The 17,529-nt window shown below is 69.2% G+C and carries 12 protein-coding genes; 11 read left to right on the top strand and 1 reads right to left on the bottom strand.

What is annotated here, in order from left to right; translation table 11 throughout:
- The first annotated feature begins 97 nt into the window (after positions 1–97).
- From dcm to AB0F40_RS01090, 8 genes are all read left to right on the top strand, one after another.
- Positions 98–1,603 (top strand): DNA (cytosine-5-)-methyltransferase, encoded by a 1,506-nt coding sequence (dcm, locus tag AB0F40_RS01125; RefSeq protein WP_357462814.1) that lies wholly within the window; start codon positions 98–100, stop codon positions 1,601–1,603.
- Positions 1,603–2,118: a very short patch repair endonuclease gene (locus AB0F40_RS01120; RefSeq protein ID WP_357462811.1), complete on the top strand. Its 516-nt coding sequence runs from the start codon at positions 1,603–1,605 to the stop codon at positions 2,116–2,118. The genes dcm and AB0F40_RS01120 overlap by 1 nt, the downstream gene beginning before the upstream one ends.
- Before the next feature lie 326 nt (positions 2,119–2,444).
- Positions 2,445–3,203, top strand: coding sequence for an HNH endonuclease (locus AB0F40_RS01115; RefSeq protein ID WP_357462808.1), 759 nt, complete (start codon positions 2,445–2,447; stop codon positions 3,201–3,203).
- Positions 3,204–3,462: 259 nt separating this feature from the next.
- Positions 3,463–3,705 carry a hypothetical protein gene (locus tag AB0F40_RS01110; RefSeq protein WP_357462805.1) on the top strand — a complete coding sequence of 81 codons (243 nt, stop codon included), beginning with the start codon at positions 3,463–3,465 and terminating at the stop codon, positions 3,703–3,705.
- A 549-nt stretch (positions 3,706–4,254) separates the two neighbouring features.
- A complete protein-coding gene (locus AB0F40_RS01105) occupies positions 4,255–4,698 on the top strand; it encodes a hypothetical protein (RefSeq protein ID WP_357462802.1) in 444 nt (147 codons plus the stop codon).
- Positions 4,699–4,804: 106 nt separating this feature from the next.
- Positions 4,805–5,434, top strand: a complete 630-nt coding sequence (locus tag AB0F40_RS01100; RefSeq protein ID WP_357462799.1) for a chloramphenicol phosphotransferase — start codon at positions 4,805–4,807, stop codon at positions 5,432–5,434.
- Positions 5,431–6,390: an agmatinase gene (gene speB, locus AB0F40_RS01095; protein WP_357462796.1), complete on the top strand. Its 960-nt coding sequence runs from the start codon at positions 5,431–5,433 to the stop codon at positions 6,388–6,390. The genes AB0F40_RS01100 and speB overlap by 4 nt, the downstream gene beginning before the upstream one ends.
- A 63-nt stretch (positions 6,391–6,453) precedes the next feature.
- Positions 6,454–7,896: an FAD-dependent oxidoreductase gene (locus tag AB0F40_RS01090; protein ID WP_357462793.1), complete on the top strand. Its 1,443-nt coding sequence runs from the start codon at positions 6,454–6,456 to the stop codon at positions 7,894–7,896.
- Here AB0F40_RS01090 and AB0F40_RS01085 read toward each other — a convergent pair.
- Positions 7,850–8,461: an exonuclease domain-containing protein gene (locus tag AB0F40_RS01085; protein WP_357462790.1), complete on the bottom strand. Its 612-nt coding sequence runs from the start codon at positions 8,459–8,461 to the stop codon at positions 7,850–7,852. The genes AB0F40_RS01090 and AB0F40_RS01085 overlap by 47 nt on opposite strands.
- A gap of 138 nt (positions 8,462–8,599) precedes the next feature.
- Here AB0F40_RS01085 and AB0F40_RS01080 point away from each other — a divergent pair, with 138 nt between their 5' ends.
- Genes AB0F40_RS01080 through AB0F40_RS01070 form a run of 3 tightly spaced genes read left to right on the top strand, consistent with a single transcriptional unit; the run spans position 8,600 to position 17,452 of the window.
- Complete coding sequence (locus AB0F40_RS01080) at positions 8,600–8,971, top strand: CU044_2847 family protein (protein WP_357462787.1); 372 nt, start codon at positions 8,600–8,602, stop codon at positions 8,969–8,971.
- Positions 8,964–13,217 carry a trypsin-like peptidase domain-containing protein gene (locus AB0F40_RS01075; protein WP_357462784.1) on the top strand — a complete coding sequence of 1,418 codons (4,254 nt, stop codon included), beginning with the start codon at positions 8,964–8,966 and terminating at the stop codon, positions 13,215–13,217. Before AB0F40_RS01080 ends, AB0F40_RS01075 begins: the two co-directional genes overlap by 8 nt.
- Positions 13,214–17,452 (top strand): hypothetical protein, encoded by a 4,239-nt coding sequence (locus tag AB0F40_RS01070; protein ID WP_357462781.1) that lies wholly within the window; start codon positions 13,214–13,216, stop codon positions 17,450–17,452. The genes AB0F40_RS01075 and AB0F40_RS01070 overlap by 4 nt, the downstream gene beginning before the upstream one ends.
- Positions 17,453–17,529 lie beyond the last annotated feature (77 nt).

Here is a 17,529-nt window from a genome sequence, read left to right as displayed (position 1 = left end):
GCTGCCCTCATAACACCCCGCCGTGGTACTTGCGTTCTCGCGTTGGATGAGGTTAGCTAAACACGTGTTCGAACAAGAGCCCATCGACGGAGTGCCCGTGAGCGACAACCAGCCTGGTACGCCGGCCTTCAAGTACATCGACCTGTTCGCCGGCATAGGCGGGTTCCACGCTGTACTCGACGCGATGGGCGGCGAGTGCGTGTACGCCGTCGAGATCGACCCCGCAGCACAGCGCGTCTACGAGGCCAACTGGGGTACGAAGCCGCTAGGTAGCAACGCCAAGGGTGACATCACGATCGACACTCAGAGCGCCAGTGAGGTAGACGTTCCTGAGCACGACGTCCTGGTCGCAGGCTTCCCCTGCCAGCCGTTCTCCAAGTCCGGCGCGCAGCGCGGCATGGACGAGACACGGGGCACTCTGTTCTTCGACATCCTCCGGATAATCGAAGACCGCAAGCCCGCGGTCGTGTTGCTGGAGAACGTCAGGAACCTTGCTGGCCCCCGCCACACCCACGAGTGGAAGGTCATCATCGACAAGCTCCGGGAGCGGGGATACCGGGTGAGCAGCACCCCAGCGATCCTCTCTCCGGTGAACGTCGCACCCGAGGCCGGCGGGCACCCGCAGACGCGTGATCGAGTGTTCATCGCCGCCACGCGTGTCAAGCCGGAGCGGCCGACGTCGGTCGTGGTCGATGCGATCGCGAACCGCGAGGTTGTTCTGCCAGACGCGAAGGACGAGGTTGAGCCGATCTCGTTGGCCGACCTCAAGATGGCCCGAGAGTGGGACCTGATGAAGGATCTTCCCCTCAACGGGGACCTCGAAGGTGGGCCGAGCGTTTCACCGGAGGAATGGAAGTGGATCGACCACTGGGACGCCTTCGTCAAGAAGGCCCGCGAGATGCTCGTCCACGAGGCTGACGCCGAGGGGCGCCCAGCGAAGGAACTGCCAGGCTTCCCGATCTGGGCCAACGTGTGGACCACCGACGTGACCCAGCGCGCTGAGGAGCTCCGAAACGCTGCCGGGATGGCCTGGAAGGTCAGCCACCTCACGAACAACTACAGGCTCTACGACCGGCTGCGGGCCTTTGACAAGGAGTGGACCGCGACGTGGCTCGGCACCACAAGAAGCTTTCCGGAGTCACGGCAGAAGCTCGAGTGGCAAGCTCAGTGGGAAACCTCGATCAAGAACTGCGTGATCTCGATGCGTCCGTCCGGACTGCGGGTCAAGCGTCTGACGCACCTTCCGGCCCTCGTGGCGATCTCGCAGACACCGATCATCGGACCTCTCAAGCGTCGACTCACCATCGAAGAAGGGGCGCTGCTGCAGGGGCTGCCGAGCGAATTCTCGTGGGCCGGCCAAAAGGAGTCGGCGACGTGGAAGCAGCTGGGCAACGGGGTGAACAGCGGGATCGTCGCCCAGGCGTTGGCTGCACAGATCAAGCGGGACGCTTGGCTGCTTGAGCTCGACGAGCGAGGACAGCTCGTGGTCGACGCAGTGCGCAAGACAATTGCCGATACAGGCGGTGATCTTCGGGAGAAGGTCCGTGAGGCCGTGCTCCGAGGCCAGGAGAAGGCGCGGTCGAAAGCTGAGTCGTACGCCTGATGTCTGACGGCCAGCCGCGGGCCCATCGCGTGGCCGCCGACCAGCAGGTAGCTACGCGGATGGTTCCCCAGCACGTTTCGGCCCACCCGGGCTCATCGTCGACGGGCGTCTCTGCACGGATGTCGCGGGCACGGCGGCGCGACACCGCACCAGAGGTCGCACTGCGGCGAGAACTCCACGCTCGGGGACTGCGTTATCGCGTGGCCTACCCGGTCCCTGGGCAGCGGCGCAGAACGATCGACATCACCTTCACCAGGTTGAAGGTCGCTGTCTTCGTCGACGGGTGCTTTTGGCACGGCTGCCCCGAGCACGGCACAAAGCCACGTTCGAACTCCGCCTGGTGGCAAGAGAAACTCGCCGCCAACGCTGCTCGCGACGCTGACACAGATCGCGCGCTCACTGAACTGGGATGGCTGGTCATCCGAGTCTGGGAGCACGACTTGGACCTAAGAGCGGCTGACCTAGTCGAGAAGTGTGTCCGCGGGCGTTCCGCACCCGTGGCGTCTTGCGAATGAGTGCCTATTAATTGGTAGTCAGAGACCGGCAGTCGCGCTCGCGAACGTCAGGCCTACAGTCGTCTTCCTGGGACGCTGGGAGCCACTTGCCGCCGCCGGCGGCGACCTCGGCGGCACGAGCCGGACGGCCAGCACGGCCTAGCAGCTGCAGGTACTACTCTGACTATCTTGGTCACTGCGCCCAGCGGGGCTCAGGTAAGCGACGATGGCGAAGGGCCAGGTCAAGGGCGCTTCCGAAAGCTGCCTGGTACCAGCCCAGGCGCTACAGTGCGGGCATGGCGAGAGCGGCTGTGGGTACTGGGACGCGTGAACCCGAGCGTCCGTTGATGTCTGCCATCTCTGATGCCTTAGCGATTGACCACTTCACCTGTGCCAAAGGGTCAAGCGTCGAACGACCCTTTCTTGAGGCGGTCGCTTACGGCCTGGGCTTCGATGGGAGTCGACGACAGTTCCCCAGCAAGGACTTGCTGCTGGCCGCGATCATCGAGGCAACGACAGGCAGATGGCCTGACGAAACAGACCTCGATGGTGGGACGGTGACCAATCAGGCGCTGAGGGCCATTCTCGACGGGATCGTGGCGAACGACCTGGCGCGAGTCTCGTTAACGGACGGCCCGGCGGCCGTCCGAGTCACTACAGCCCTCTTTGAAGAGGACGGTGACCCTACCGTGTTCGACCCCCTAGATCTGTCCGATGAGCGCAAGCGATCACTGCGCAAGGTTGTGATTCGTGGGGAGCAGGCAGCTTTTAGGAACCGTGTCCTTGCCGCCTACGAAGGAAGATGCGCTGTCACCGGTTGTGACGTGCCGGAGGCGCTCGAGGCAGCGCACATCCGCCCCTACAGCGGACCGAAATCCAGCGCCGTGGCAAATGGGCTCCTGCTGCGAGCTGACGTGCACAGGCTTTGGGACAAGGGGCTGATGGCCGTGCACGACTCGATCCGGGTGGTCCTTCTTTCACCGAGTCTGCAAGGCACCGAGTATGAGCGAGAGATCGGTGACAGGAAGATCCGGCTCCCCTCTGACCCGGTGCTTTGGCCTGCGAAGGCCGCGCTTGCCCAGCAGCGAGAGTGGGCCGGACTCTGAGGTCTGTGAGTGCAGAGGTCTGGTCCTGGGAGGACCCGGATCCTGAGACGCTGGATCGTGCCGGCAGCGCTACCCAACAGATTCGGGCCCCTAAGATCCGGTGGTGACCGAAACGAAGGGGAGTCAGGTGGTCCGACTCACCTGTCACGCCCAGGGTGGACCTAACAGTGCAGGGGCTGTGACTCATTTGCGGTCCGTGTGCTAGGTATCGGCTAAGTAGGGTGTGACGGCACCTGATGGTGGCGAGAGGACGGACTCGGTGACTGCAGAATCACGTACTGACATTCCCACGGTGATCGTGGAGTGCGGCTGCGAGCACTGCGTTCAATACGCGGACCGCAAAGACCTCGGGCTCCCGTTACGAGCCGAGGTGAACGTCAAGATGGCCGCAGCGATCTGCGGCACTGCGAAGGGCCGGCACTCGATGGTGCAGAAGGCCTATCAGCCGCCGTTCGGCCGGATGGACCCTATGCAGGCAAAGCTCGGCCCGTGGGTCGCCTGACTTCACACGTGGGGAACCTTGGAGGCCTGGCTGGAGCCGCGCGGCGACGTCGCGTCTCGGCGCAATACCAGCATCTGATCTCGGAGTGGCACGCAGCAGGCACGCCTCGCCCCAGCTAGACTACGAACCGCAGAATTCCAACGATTCAGCGCCCCTAAACCACATGATCAACTTTTGATCATTCTCTCGGGCGCCTGAGGCTGGCGAGCCTCTTCGCCCCGGGCGTCCTGGGCCGACCAGCGTCCCAACTCCTCGGCCTCCACACCCGGCACCCGTGCCATCCTGCGCCCATGACCGAGACGCGGCATAGACGGTAAGGCTTCTGGTACCAGGTAGGCCGGCCGTTCCGCGCAGCAGGCCGCGGCATCGGATGGCTTTGGAAGGTGGGCGACCTCATCGACTCCGGCGTCGCCCCTGGGACGAGGGATCGTCTGGATATTCCGCGGCGCGGGAAGGCTACTGACGGCCATCTTCAACTGAGGGCGCACCGTCCATGAGCGCCCCCGCCGGTAAGGTCCCAGCATGGTCGGTCCGCGGCGTTACCGTGACGTGCATTCCACGACGATCAGCGCTCCGCCCGAGGCGGTGTGGCGCGCGGTCCTCGACCAGGTCGAGGTGCTCGGACAGCCGTCCTGGTACGTGCGAACGATCGGCTGCCGCGACCGCCGGTCCTCAGGCCCTCGTCCGCTCGCGCCAGGCTCGGTAGTCCCGGGGTTCCGGGTCATGACGGCGGACCCGCCGGACTGCCTCGTGCTCGACGGCGTCCACCGTTTCTCGGTCTACACCCTCACCTTCCGGCTGATCTCCGACGGCACAGGCACCAGCACACATCTGCCCGACGCCACCAGCACCCGTCTCGAGGCGCACACCGACGCGACCTTCCCAGGTGTGCTCGGTGCGGTCTACCGGCTCCTGGTGATCGACTCGCGCATTCACAGGGTCGCGACCCGGAGCATCCTGACGCGTATCCGGCGGAGAGTGCAGCCTGTCTAGGAAGAGCGCGGTCCGTCTAGCGGTCCGCTCCGGCTCGCACACCCGGCACCTCATCACCTACGACGTCACCACCGCCGCCGGAGCCGAGCCGGTTAGAGTCTCAGCGATGAGCGCCCCACAACCACTGTGCCTGGTGATCAACGGCCCGTCGGCCGCCGGAAAGTCGACGTTGACGACGACGATCCAGGACCGTGCCGAGGTCCCGCTCCTGCGGTTCGGCCTCGATGAGCTCTTCCGCATGGTGCCGGATCACTGGAGCGGAGGGCTGCCGGAGGCCCGGCACTCGGACCTCGGGTTTCGCTACGAGGACGTCGAGGGGCGCGACGGCGTCCGGCGCATCCGGACAGGTCCGGACGGCAGGTTGATGCTGGCCGCGATGAACGCGGCGATCGCGGCGATGCTGCGGGCCGGCCAGGGCGTGATCGTGGACGGGCAGGCCTTCGAGCCCGAGGCAAACCACGATCTCGAAGCTCAGCTGGGGGAGTTGGACCGGCAGGGTTCGGCAGTCGTCGCCATCGTCGAGCTCAAGACCGACGACAGCGAGCTCGAGGACAGGCAACGCCGACACCAGCACCCGGCGGGGCTCTCGCTGTTCCACAACAGCCGGCCACCTCAGTCGGCGAACCCCCACCTGGTCATCGACACCACCGGACTGGACGCCACACAGGTGGCAGACGTGCTCTGGGGCTGGCTGGTCGTGACCTACCCGACGATCCAGAAGGGCTCACCGACATGACCGACCACCAAGCGCCGATCGGCCAGAACGACACTCCCGGCATACCCCGCTACGCCGGCATCGCGACGTACGCCCTGCTCCCGACCCTGGACTCCGTCGCGCACGCCGACGTCGCCGTCCTGGGCATCCCCTTCGACGCCGGCACGAGCTTCCGCCCGGGTGCCCGCTTCGGCCCGAGCCACATCCGGGAGGCCTCCCGGCAGTTGCACCCGTACCACCAGACCCACGACGTCTCGCTGTTCGCCGTGCATCAAGTGGTCGACGCCGGTGACCTGGGCGTCTCCCCGTACTCCATCGACGAGGCCGTGGCCACGATCGAGCGAGAAGCCGACACGTTCGCGGCGAACGGGACACGCCTGATCGCGCTCGGCGGCGACCACACGATCGCGCTGCCCCTCCTGCGCGCGGTGGCGAAGCGTCAGGGCCCGGTCGCGGTGATTCACTTCGACGCGCACCTCGACACCTGGGACACGCTGCACGGCGCGCCCGTCTGGCACGGCTCGCCGTTCCGTCGCGCCGCCGAGGAGGGCCTCCTCGACCTGGGCCGATGCGTACACGTCGGTCTGCGCGGCGGCGTCTACGACCGGTCAGAGCTCGAAGCCGACGAAGCCCTCGGGTTCCAGGTCGTCCGAGCCGACGACTACGAGCGGCAGAGCGTCGACACGATCATCGAGCGCATCCGCAGGCGGGTGCAGGGCGGGCCCGTCTACCTCTCGGTCGACATCGACGTGCTCGACCCAGCGCACGCTCCAGGGACGGGCACGCCAGAGGTCGCCGGCCTGACCACGCGGGAGCTCTTCACCACCCTTCGCGGGCTCACGGGGCTCGGCATCGTCGGCGCCGACCTCGTGGAGGTCGCGCCCGCCTACGACCACGCGCAGCTGACCGGGCTGGCCGCCGCGCACACCGTCTGGGAGATCCTCGGCGTCATGGCGCACGACGCGGAGCACGCCTGACGCCGCTCGCGCAAGCAGCCGACTGCGTTGGTGGGGACCTGGCGCGCCCGGCACACTCGACGCATGGCTGACCCCGCAGACGCGACTACAACGCCCCAGCCCGCAGCCCAGCCCGCCGAGCTCGACGTCGACCTCGCCGTCATCGGCTTCGGCAAAGGCGGCAAGACCCTCGCCGCGACCATGGCCGGACGGGGTTCCCGCGTCGTCATGATCGAGCAGTCGGACCAGCTGTACGGCGGCACCTGCATCAACATCGGCTGCGTCCCCACCAAGGCCCTCGTGTACGACGCGGAGCACGGCCCGGACTCCCTGCCCGGGCCCACCCGGTACCACCGCGCGGCGCAGCGCACCGAGGCCCTGACCACCATGATGCGTGGCAAGAACTTCGCCATGCTCGACACCCGCGACACCGTCACCGTGCTCACCGGGACCGCGACCTTCGCCGACCCGCACACCCTGCGGGTCCAGGCGGGCGACGACACCCTGCACGTCACCGCCAGGACCATCGTCATCAACACCGGCGCCGACCCGGAGCTCCCGCCCGTGCCGGGCCTGCGCGAGAGCGCGCACGTGGTCACGAGCACCGGGCTGCTCGCTCGCGCCGAACGCCCCGACGACCTGGTCGTCATCGGCGGCGGCTACGTCGCCGTCGAGTTCGCCTCCATGCACGCCGCGTTCGGCGCCCACGTGACCCTCCTCGAACGCGGGGAGCGCATCCTGCGCACCGAGGACGACGACATCGCCGCCGCTGCCGCGGAGATCCTCGCCGAGGCGGGCGTCACCATCCGCACCGGTACCAGCGTGACCCACATCGAGGACGACGGCACCTCCGCCCTGGTCAGGTACACCGACCACGACGGTGCGGAGCAGACCGTCCAGGCGGATACGGTGCTCGCCGCGGTCGGACGCCGTCCCCACACCACCGGCCTCGGCCTGGAGGCGGCGGGGATCGAGACCGACGCGCGCGGCGCCGTCGTCGTCGACGAGCACCTGCGGACCACCCAGCCGCACGTCTACGCGGTCGGCGACGTCAACGGCGGCCCGCAGTTCACCTATGTCTCGCTCGACGACTACCGCATCGTGCTCGACCACCTGGTGGGGGATGGGCGGCGCACGACGGCGGACCGCAAGGCCGTCGGCTTCGCGCTCTTCATGACGCCGCCGCTGGCCCGGGTCGGCCTCACGGAGGCCGAGGCCCGCGCATCCGGCCGTCCGCTGCTCGTCGCGAGGCGCCAGGTGGCCGAGATGGCGACCGTCCCGCGCGCACGGATCGTGCACGATCCCCGCGGCGTGCTGAAGGCCGTCGTCGACGCCGAGACCGACCAGATCCTCGGCGTCACGATGCTCAGCCACGACTCCCACGAGACGATCAACACCGTCGCGCTCGCCATGCGCCACGGCATCACGGCGAGCCAGCTGCGCGACGAGATCTACACCCACCCGTCCATGACCGAGGCCTTCAACGACCTGTTCGCCAACCTGCGCCCGGACGACGAGCGGGGCTGACGCCGGCGAGCGCGTCCGGGCCGGCGAACGCCGCGAGCCCCGCCTGATGGCACAGCGCGACCGTCACGTGGGCCGCGGCGATCGTGTCGGCGAGCGCGTCGTGGTGGGTGAACGAGGGCAGCCCGAGCGCGCTGGTGACCTGCGGCAACGAGTACTTCGGCAGCACGAGGTGCCGCCGGGCCAGCCGGAGGGCATCCACCCACGCGTTGCGTGGGGCCGCGAGCTGGTAGGCGGCGGACGCCTTCTCGAACACGGCCCGGTCGGCGGGGACGTTGTAGGCGACGATCGGGTCAGCGCCGATGAAGTCGACGATCGTCGCGTGCACCGACCTCCACGACGGGGCGCTCGCGACGTGCTGAGCCTGGATCCCGTGGGCCCGGACGTTGTAGTACCCGAACTCGTCGTAGCCGGTCGGGGGCCGCACGAGCGTTCCGAGGGTCTCGACGACCTGACCGTCCCGCACGCGGGCGACACCGACGGCGCACACGGAGGCCTTGTTCGGGTTGGCTGTCTCGAAGTCGATCGCGGTGAACGAGAGCCCAGGTAGGGGCAGGGGAAGCGGCACGCCGCGATCGTAGTCATCCGGAGGCGAACATCCGCCGCGCCGCGCTCGGCCGTTCCTCGAGCGGCTCAAGACGGCGTGTCCGACGTCAAGGCGGGCATGTGATTATGCGCGGATTTTTGTCCCGTTTACCCTCCACACATGCCCGCGTACGTGGAAGTCCGCGCAAGCGATGACCCTGGTGACCCGACGGTGCTCGTCGAGGTGCCCGCTCCCGCCGGGATGGTGGACGTGGGGCGCGGCGACCGGATCGTCGTGCGGGCGAGCGAGTCGCTGGGGGCGATGGCCGAACGCGTACGGCCGGTGGTCGAAGGGATGGTCAGCTCGTTCCGGTCCGCCACCGACGCACCGGACGAGATCGAGGTGACGTTCGGGGTCAGCCTGAGCTCCGAGGCCGATGTTGTCGTGTCGCGCGCTGCTGCCGAGGCGAACTTCCAGGTCTCGCTGACCTGGCGGCGCGACGACGATCCGGGGCGGTGCATCAGCTCCGACCCGCAGGGTGCCGATGACTGACGAGGCGACCGGTAGGCCGCTCGACGCCGGGCGCGACATGGCTCCGCTGCTGAGGTCGATCCTCACCGTCCGGCGCGGGAACGACGTCGTCGGTATGGCGTACCTCGTGTCGGAGAGCCTGGCGGTGACCTGCTCCCACGTCGTCAACCTGGCGCTCGGGACGGAACGGTCAGCAGATGTCACGGGCGAGTCGGTGCAGCTCGGCGCGGTGTTCGTGAACCGGGCCGGCGCGGCGGTTCCGGCTACGGTGGAGCACTGGGCCGCCGAGACCAGACCCCGCAGCGCCGCGGACGACATCGCGGTCCTCCGTCTCGACCACGTGATCGATGGCACGGCCCCTGCGCCTCTCGAGCATCCGTCATGGCAGGAGCGAGGCGCCCGCGTCCGTGCCTTCGGGATGACGGCCCAGCACGGGGATGGAGTCTGGCACGACGCCACGGTCGAGGGCGCCGTCGCGTCCGGCTGGATCCAGCTCAACCAGGGATCCGCGGTCGGACATCGCATCGACAAGGGGTTCAGCGGTGGACCGGTCTGGGACCCCGTGCGACAGACAGTCGTCGGCATGGTCACCGCGGCCGACCTCGGCTCTGTCCCCGCCGCCGCGGCGATCCCGGCCTCGACCCTCTTGGACGTGCTCGCGCCGTACGACGAGAGCGCACGCCTGGCCCGTCCGTCACCGTTCCCAGGGCTCGCTCCGTACCAGGAGCACATGCGTGCCGAGTTTCTCGGTCGTGACGCCGACGCCGCCGCGGTCTTCGAGAAGCTCACGCAGTACCGCCGGACCACGATCCTTGGGCCCTCGGGGCACGGCAAGTCGTCCCTGGCGCTCGCCGGCGTGGTGCCGTTGTTCCGCGAAGCCGGGTACGACGTCGTCACCGTGCGGCCTTCGCTGTGGCCGTCCGGTACCGAGCTCCTGCCGCGCGGCGATCCTCGGCACCCGACGCTCGTCGTCGTCGACCAGCTCGAGGAGGTGTTCGACCTCGACGACCAGGACCGTGCCGCCATGACCCACGCACTCTTCGGGTCCGACCTGGCCGACGGCGTGCGCGTGCTCGCGACGTTGCGACCCGACTTCCTCGAGGCCGTCCTCGTCGACGCCGACCTGCGACGCGCGGTCAGTGCCACGTACGAGATCGAGCTGCTCGACGACGACGGGCTGCGTGCCGTCGTGGAACGCTCCGGCGGCCGCCACCCGGCACCACGCTACGAGGAAGGGCTCGTCGACCGGATCCTGGCGGACGCCCGGCGCAGCGCGGCGCCCCTGCCGCTGTTGAGCCACACGCTGAACGCCATGTGGGACGGCGCGCCCGGAAGCATCATGACGCACGCCGGCTACGACGCCAGGGGCGGGGTCGGTGGAGCGCTCGACCAGGCCACGACCGACTGGCTCTCCCGGGTCGACCCGGGGGTCGAGGACCATCTCCCGCACCTGTTCACCCGGCTCGTGCGGCACCGGCCCGCCGAGAGCGGCGGGTGGACACGTCGTCCGGCCCGCTGGTCGGACCTGACACCCCCGGAGCAGCAGCTCGTCCGAGGCCTGACCTCGGTCGGCCTGTTCGTCACCCGCGACCGTGGCGACGTGGAACCGGAGAACGGTGACACGGGATCCGTCCATGTCGAGCTGGCGCACGATGCGCTGTTCGTCTCCTGGAAGCGCCTGCGCGACTTCGTCGAGTCGGAGGAGGAGTTCCTGCGCTGGCTCGAGGGCGTCCGGTACGACGCCGGACGCTGGGCCGCCTCGGACGGGCGACGCGACGAGCTGCTGCCCGACGTGACCGACGTCCGGGTGGCAGACCGGTGGGAGGCGAACCACGGCGACCGGCTCACGGCCGAGCAGCGGGACTACCTTGCCGCCGGGCGGGCGCGGCTCCGGCGTCGGCGCCGACGTCGGACCGCCTGGACGGTGACCGGGGCCGCGGCGCTGGTGCTGCTGCTCGTCCTGGGTACGGTGCGCGTGCTCACCGACCGGGCGGCCGCGGAGCAGGTGAGGCTGGGGGAGTCCAGGCAGCTCGCGGACCAGTCGCGGGAATCGGCGGCCCTCGACCCGTACCAGGGAGCCGTGGAAGCGTTGGCGGCCTGGCGCACCGCGCCGACGGACGAGGCGCGTGATCGCCTGCTCGAGGAGTATCTGGACCAGCACACGATCACGCGCCTGCTTCCCGCGGGACTGGGAAGCCCGGCGAGCGCGGCGCAGAGCGCGGACGGTGATGTCGTCGTGGCGGCGAGCGAGAGCGGCCGGATCACGCTCTACACGGGCGTCACCTCGGCGGATCTCCGGCACGTCGACGTGACGGAGATCAAGCGGGCCGTCGGTATCGACGTGGCCGCGGACGGATCCCGGGTCGTCGTGGGTACTGAGAGCGGCGCTGCGATCTGGTTCGACGTGCTCCGGGGGGAGCCGGGCCTGCACGGACCCCTGCACGAGCTGACGAACGTGCGCGAGCGAGTGCCGGAGCCTTCTGACCCGGATGCTGGGGAGAGCGGGATGATTCCCACGATCACCCCGGACGGCGACGTCGTCGTCGGGCGGATCTGGGGCCACTTCGTGCGCTGGGACCTGTCGGACGGCCGGATCACGCACGAAGCGTCAGCGCCGAACACGCTCTACCGGACCACGGGGCTCGACGCCCAGGGCCTGCGGTCGACGGTGCTCGTCGATCCGCTGCATCCCACCGAGTTCTCCGATGAGACGGGTGTCATGGGCGCCACGACCGTGGATCTGGAATCGGGCCGCCGGAGCACCATCGAGCAGGGGGCCCAGGACTGGCTGTTCTCTGGTGACGGTGACTCGTTCGTGGCCTGCCGGGAGCAGCCGCGTGGTGTCGAGCTGACGCGGTACCGAGCGAAGGACGGCGCGGAGCTCGGACGGTTCGTCCTGACCGGCAAGGAGTACGCCTGTCTGCTGCAAGGTATCGACCATTCCGGTCAGCTCCTGACGCTCGCCGCGCTTTCCTCGGACAGCCACATGGTGATCGACCTGGACACGGGAGGGCGGATCGCGTCCGCTCCTGTCCCTGCCCGCTGGTCATCGATCGATCAGGTACTCGCGAAGGCTGGCGGACGGTACTACGAGCTCGGTCCGGGCCTGGGGGACGGACCGCTGCAACAGGCTGAGGTCGTGCTGTCCGGCGAGACCGTCCGTCGGGACACCCACCGGGACATCGACCACGTCTACGTCGGCGACGGTGCCGACGTGCTTACCATCGCCAACCGCTACGACGGCTACGAGCAGCGTGCGGACCATGTGGTTCAGCGCTCGGTGGGATACACCGGGCAGGTGACCGCGACGGCGGAGGTGCTCGCCGACGACTGGGCGCTCCAGAGCGAGGACGGCCTCCGCGTGGACCTCCAGGGCGAGCTGGTGGCGAGTCATGAGGGGCCAGGCCGTGTCGTCCTTCGCGACGCCGCGACGCTCCGCGAGGTTTCTACGGTCGACATCGCCGAGCCCGCGGAGGCGAACGTCGGACGCGCCGTCACCCGCGACCTGACCGGGTCGCCGGGCAAGATCGACGAGACCCACGGCCACTTCCTCGACAACTTCCGGTTCTTCTTCGACGCGGCGGGGAACCTGATCACGGTGTCCGACGACCTGGCCCAGCTCTGGGACACCTCGGACGGTACGGAGCTCGGACGGTTCGATCTGGCCACCACTCGTTCCCCGGCCGACGAGGGCTTCCCTGCGGTCGTCTCACCCGCGGCTTCTCCCGGCCACCTGGCTGTGAGCCACCCCGGTGTTCCCGGTACCACGCTGATCGATCTGCGCACGGGCGGCGACTCCGGCATCCTGCCGACAGCGCCGGACCTCGTCGCTCTCCAGTTCGATCCGCAGGGACAGTACGTCGTGACCCTGTCGCAGGACTGGCGGCTCGAGGTGCGTACGGCGGACTTCACCGACGTCGTCGTCGGACCGGTCGAGGTCGGTAGCGAGACCGGATGGACGGCTCGGTTCCTGGACGACGGCCGATTCGCGCTCGGCGCGAACAGCCGCCTGGAGATCTACGACCTGTCCGAGGTACCGGCGAAGATCCCCGCGCCGGAGACCTATCGATTCGGCGGGCCGGCCGAGGAGATCGCGCTCGAGTCGAGCGAGGGCGCGATCTCCGGGATCTCTCCCGGCGGTGATCGCGTGCTCTATCGGCACGAGTTCGACGCGCCCGTGATCGACGTGCCGATCGACCCGGCCGCCTGGACGCGGGACCTGTGCGTGAAGACGGCGAGCTGCGCTGCGGGGAGCACGACACCATGAACGACGCCCTCGTCGCCCCGCTCGCGTCGTCCCTGATCCGTGTGCGAGAGCCGGGACCTACCGGCGCGACGGTCGGCCGTGCGGTCCTCGTGGCCGCGGACCTGGCCGTCGCGACCTGGTCGGCAGAGCAGGGTCCGGCTCCGGACCACCCGATCATGCTCGAACCGGTCACGGGCGCGCGCGGGCAGACGGCGGCGGACGTGGTGGGGCGCGCGGTCGCGTCCGACGGCGCGACCGAGCTCGCCCTGCTGCGGCTCACGGAGCCGATCACCGGAGCCGCGCCGGTGCCCCTCATCGAGGCGGGGGACCTGTGGGGCAGACACGTCCAGGCGCTCGGCTTTCCCGTGGGCTATGACGACGGGGTACTGGCCAGGGCGCTGGTGCGCGCCGCGGACGCGTCCGGGCGCGTTCAGCTCGACCCGGTGGCGGGCGAGTACCGGCTCGGGGAGGGGTTCGCCGGGGCCGCCGCCTGGGATGCCGCCGGCGGTGGGGTCGTGGGGGTTCTCTCGGTGCGGGGCACCACGCTGATCCCGACCCGGGCGGTGCTCGACGCGCTTGCCCGGGTGTGCGATGAAGAGGGCCTGGGCGTGGACCTGGCAGCCGTGGTCCGGCCCCGGACGCCGTTCCCGGGGCTTGCCGCGTTCGAGGAGTCGGACCGCGCGCACTTCCACGGACGCGAGTCCGAGTCCGCCGACCTGTTCGAGCGGATCCGCGACCAGCGCCGGGTCAGCGTCGTCGGCCCGTCGGGAGCAGGGAAGTCGTCCCTCGTCCTGGCGGGGCTCGTGCCACGGGTGCGGGCACGCGGCGACGACGTCTCGGTGATCCGCGGCTCGGGTCACGGGGCGAGACCGGTCGACGACGTCCTCCGTCTGCTGGACGGGACCGACGAGCGGCGTGCTGGTGGTCGGCGTGGTGACCACCTCGTGGTGCTCGACCAGGTCGAGGAGATCCTCGCCACGCCAGGGGGCGACGACGCCCTCGCGCGGCTCTGCTCGGACGACGTCCCGGCAGGCCTCCGGGTGGTCCTGACTCTGCGCCCCGACACCTACGCGCGGCTTCAGGCAGATGATCGTCTCTCCCGGCTGACCAGCGGCCCGCTGCTGCTGAGCCCGCCCGACACGGGGGCCCTGGGGGACATGCTCGACGCGGCATCGGCCCATCCGGGTGTGCAGGTCGAGGCCGGGCTCGTGCGCCGGATTCTGACGGACCTGGCGCCGGTGGCGGCGCCGCTGCCACTGCTGAGCTACGTCGTGAACCAGCTCTGGTCGAGCTGCTGGGCCGAATCGCGCGCGAACGGCACGCCCTTCACCTTGACGGTAGCCGCCTACTACGCGCTCGGCGGCGCCACGGGGGCGATCGATCAGCGGGCCGGACAGGTCTGGGAGGGTCTGGCCGCGAGAGAGCAGCAGGGGCGCCAGCTCCTGCTCCGCCTGGTGAGCAAGGACGACCGCGACGCCGACGCGGTCCGCCGGACCTTGCCGGTGGCAGACCTGCCACCAGGGCAACGGGATGTCGCTCATCGACTCGCGTCCGAAGGGCTGCTCGTCATCGGTGCGGTCGCAGGTACGGAGCAACCGGTGGTGAGTCTCGTGCACGAGACGGTCACGAGGCAGTGGGGGCTGCTCGCCGACCTGATCGAGCAGCACGCGTCGTTCCTGATCTGGCGCACCGGGCTGGAGCGTGACGCTGCACGATGGGCTGCCCAGGGACGGGACGTGGAGCGGGCGCCTGGCCGGGAGGCGCTCGACGAGGCCGACGGGAAGCTCGATGCGTTCCCCGACAGCACCGATCAGGACTTCCTCGACAGGCACGCACGGGACTACCTCGCCGCCGGGCGACGTCGGCGTCGCCGGCGTGCACGCACCAGGGCTCTGGCGGCCACGGGGCTCGCCATGGTGACCGCCGTGGCGGCGGTGTTCGCGACGTCCGCGGTGGTCGGCTGGGCGAACGCCCGCGAGGCACAGGTGATCGCGGACTCGCACTCCCTGGTGCGGGAGTCCCAGAACCTCGCGCTCACCGACCCGTCGCTGTCAGCGATGACCGCGCTGGCGGCGTACGCGACGGAACCGACGCGGGAGTCCCGGAACCAGCTCCTGCGGACCTATGTGCGGCACGCCGAGGACGCCCGCATCGTCTCGGCACCCGCACCTCTGTCGGCCGGGGCGGTTGTCGCCAGCGCCGACGGTGAAGTCTTCCTGCGCCGGTCGAGATATTCGATCGACATCGTGACCCGCGCCGTCTCCGGACCGGCGACGCGGCACACGATCGTGACGGAGAAGCGGACCAAGCACGTGGTCCTCGCCGAGGACGGGAGCCGCGCCGTCGTCTTCTACCAGGACGGCGGCGCCGCGCGGTTCGACATCGAACAGTCGGCTTCGGATGCCCTGGGCGAGCTGCACGATCTCGCGCCCGCCGGCGTGCCCGAGACGGCGGAAGCAGATCAGGAAGTCATCGACTCCGAACTCTTCGACGGCTCGACCATGGAGAGCCTCTGGGGCTGGTCCGTGAACGTGGACCCGACGATCTCGCCGGACGGCCGTTATGTGGCCGCACGCGTCTGGGACCGCGTGGTCGTCTGGGACCTCGTCACCGGCTCGGTGATCCACAAGACGCCAGTGGTCCCCGGAATGACATGGGACCTCTGGTTCGCAGGTGACCAGGCGGAGCGCCTCGTCACCAGGGTCAAGGAGGAAGCGGGTGACGACCTCTCCCGGCTCGTGGCGTTGAACGTGACGACCGGCAAGACCTGGGACGTGTCGCCGACCGTGAACGACGTCGCGGTCTCGACCACCGGTTCGATGATCGTCACCTGCCGCGCCGACGGCGAGGAGCACGTGATCTTCGAGACGTTCCGCACCTCGGACGGCAAGCCGGTGGGCGACCCGTTGCGGCGCGCCGCGGCGTTCCAGTGCTCATCACCGCTCATCGACAGCGCGGGGCGGTACCTGTATCACGCCCCGGAGCTGATCGACCTCAAGACCGGGAAGACTCTGTCCAGCCCGGACCTAGACGTCGCAGGAGACCGGCTCTTCGAGAACGGCGGCGTCCTGTACGGAACGGGGCGGAGCGACGGCGGGTACGTCTACCGAGAGGTGCCGTGGTCCGGGGAGGACGGCGCGGCGGCGTCGGCGAGCACCCTCTCCGCCGACGGTTCCCGGTTGTACGTCGTGCAGGACGACGGCCGGATGGTCTCTCGGTCGCTCGACCCGGAGGATGACGCCACGACCCCGCCGCTCGCGAGCAGGCACCGGCTGGAGCCGTACTGGGAGTTCCAAGGTGCGGACAAGCTCAGGGAGAACCGCGCCGGCACCGTGGTGCTGGAGCGGGCCGGCCTGGACGTCGTGGCCGTCCGTGACGCCGACACGCTCGCAGTGCTGACGACGATCGAGGCGCACGAACCGAAGGTGTCCGAGCTGGAGGTGGGCCTCGGATCCCTTCTCGGGGGTGTCGCGGACCCGGGTCCGCGGGTGATCGAGCCCGCCACCTCGGACTTCAGCTATCACTTCTCGGGCGAAGATGTCATGACCAGGTCCGACCTGATCGTCCAGCTCTGGGACGCGGCCACGGGTGCCGAGCTCGCAGAGCTCGACCTGACCAGGTTCATCCCGGAGGGGGACCGCTCCGGACCTGACGCCACCGTGTCAGCAGGCCCGGGACCAGATGCCGGCACGATCGCGGTGACCGTCTTCGATCACCAGGGCGTCATGATCGTGGACATCCGGTCCGGCCAGGTGCTCGAGACCCTCGACCTGCCGGCCGACACGATCGCGGTCCAGTTCGACCCGAGCGGCAAGTACCTCGGTGTCCTGCGGAGCGGAGCCATCCTGGAGCTGTGGCGCACGGATCCGCTGCGGCGGGTGATCGGGCCGCTGCCCAGCCTGGTCGAGGACGCCTCCGTACCCTTCGTCGCCAGGTTCACGGACGACGAGGGTGTGTTCATCCTTGGTACGGGTAACCAGCTCGGCGTCTACGACATCGAGGAGGGCGCCCTGACCGACTCGTACTCGTTGACCAGCCCCGCAGCTGATGAGGGCAGAGGAGCCTTCCTCGACGTCTCGGCGGATCTGAGCCAGATGATCTACCTCACTCCGGACCTCACCGGCGCCGTCACGCCCCTGGACCCGACCCTCTGGCAGGACCACCTGTGTGAGGCCCTCGCCGGCCGGGACCTCACCGACGCCGAGATCGAGTCGCTCCCCGGCGATCTGCACCGCGGTCTCATCTGCCGGCACTGATAAGTGCGCAGGGGTGCATGTTGGGGCCTCAAGATCGCTGATGCCCAGATTTGGGCATCGCAGTGCGTTTCTATGGT

Origin of the sequence: Promicromonospora sp. NPDC023987 (genome assembly GCF_040639055.1) — a bacterium.
Lineage (GTDB): Bacteria > Actinomycetota > Actinomycetes > Actinomycetales > Cellulomonadaceae > Promicromonospora.
Note: the sequence above shows the minus strand (reverse complement) of the source record. Positions and strands in the feature narration are given on the sequence as shown.

Coding starts and splice junctions, on each gene's coding strand:
- AB0F40_RS01120 (WP_357462811.1), top strand. CDS start 1,603: ATGTCTGACGGCCAGCCGCGGGCCCATCGCGTGGCCGCCGACCAGCAG.
- AB0F40_RS01115 (WP_357462808.1), top strand. CDS start 2,445: ATGTCTGCCATCTCTGATGCCTTAGCGATTGACCACTTCACCTGTGCC.
- AB0F40_RS01100 (WP_357462799.1), top strand. CDS start 4,805: ATGAGCGCCCCACAACCACTGTGCCTGGTGATCAACGGCCCGTCGGCC.
- speB (WP_357462796.1), top strand. CDS start 5,431: ATGACCGACCACCAAGCGCCGATCGGCCAGAACGACACTCCCGGCATA.
- AB0F40_RS01090 (WP_357462793.1), top strand. CDS start 6,454: ATGGCTGACCCCGCAGACGCGACTACAACGCCCCAGCCCGCAGCCCAG.
- AB0F40_RS01080 (WP_357462787.1), top strand. CDS start 8,600: ATGCCCGCGTACGTGGAAGTCCGCGCAAGCGATGACCCTGGTGACCCG.
- AB0F40_RS01075 (WP_357462784.1), top strand. CDS start 8,964: ATGACTGACGAGGCGACCGGTAGGCCGCTCGACGCCGGGCGCGACATG.
- AB0F40_RS01070 (WP_357462781.1), top strand. CDS start 13,214: ATGAACGACGCCCTCGTCGCCCCGCTCGCGTCGTCCCTGATCCGTGTG.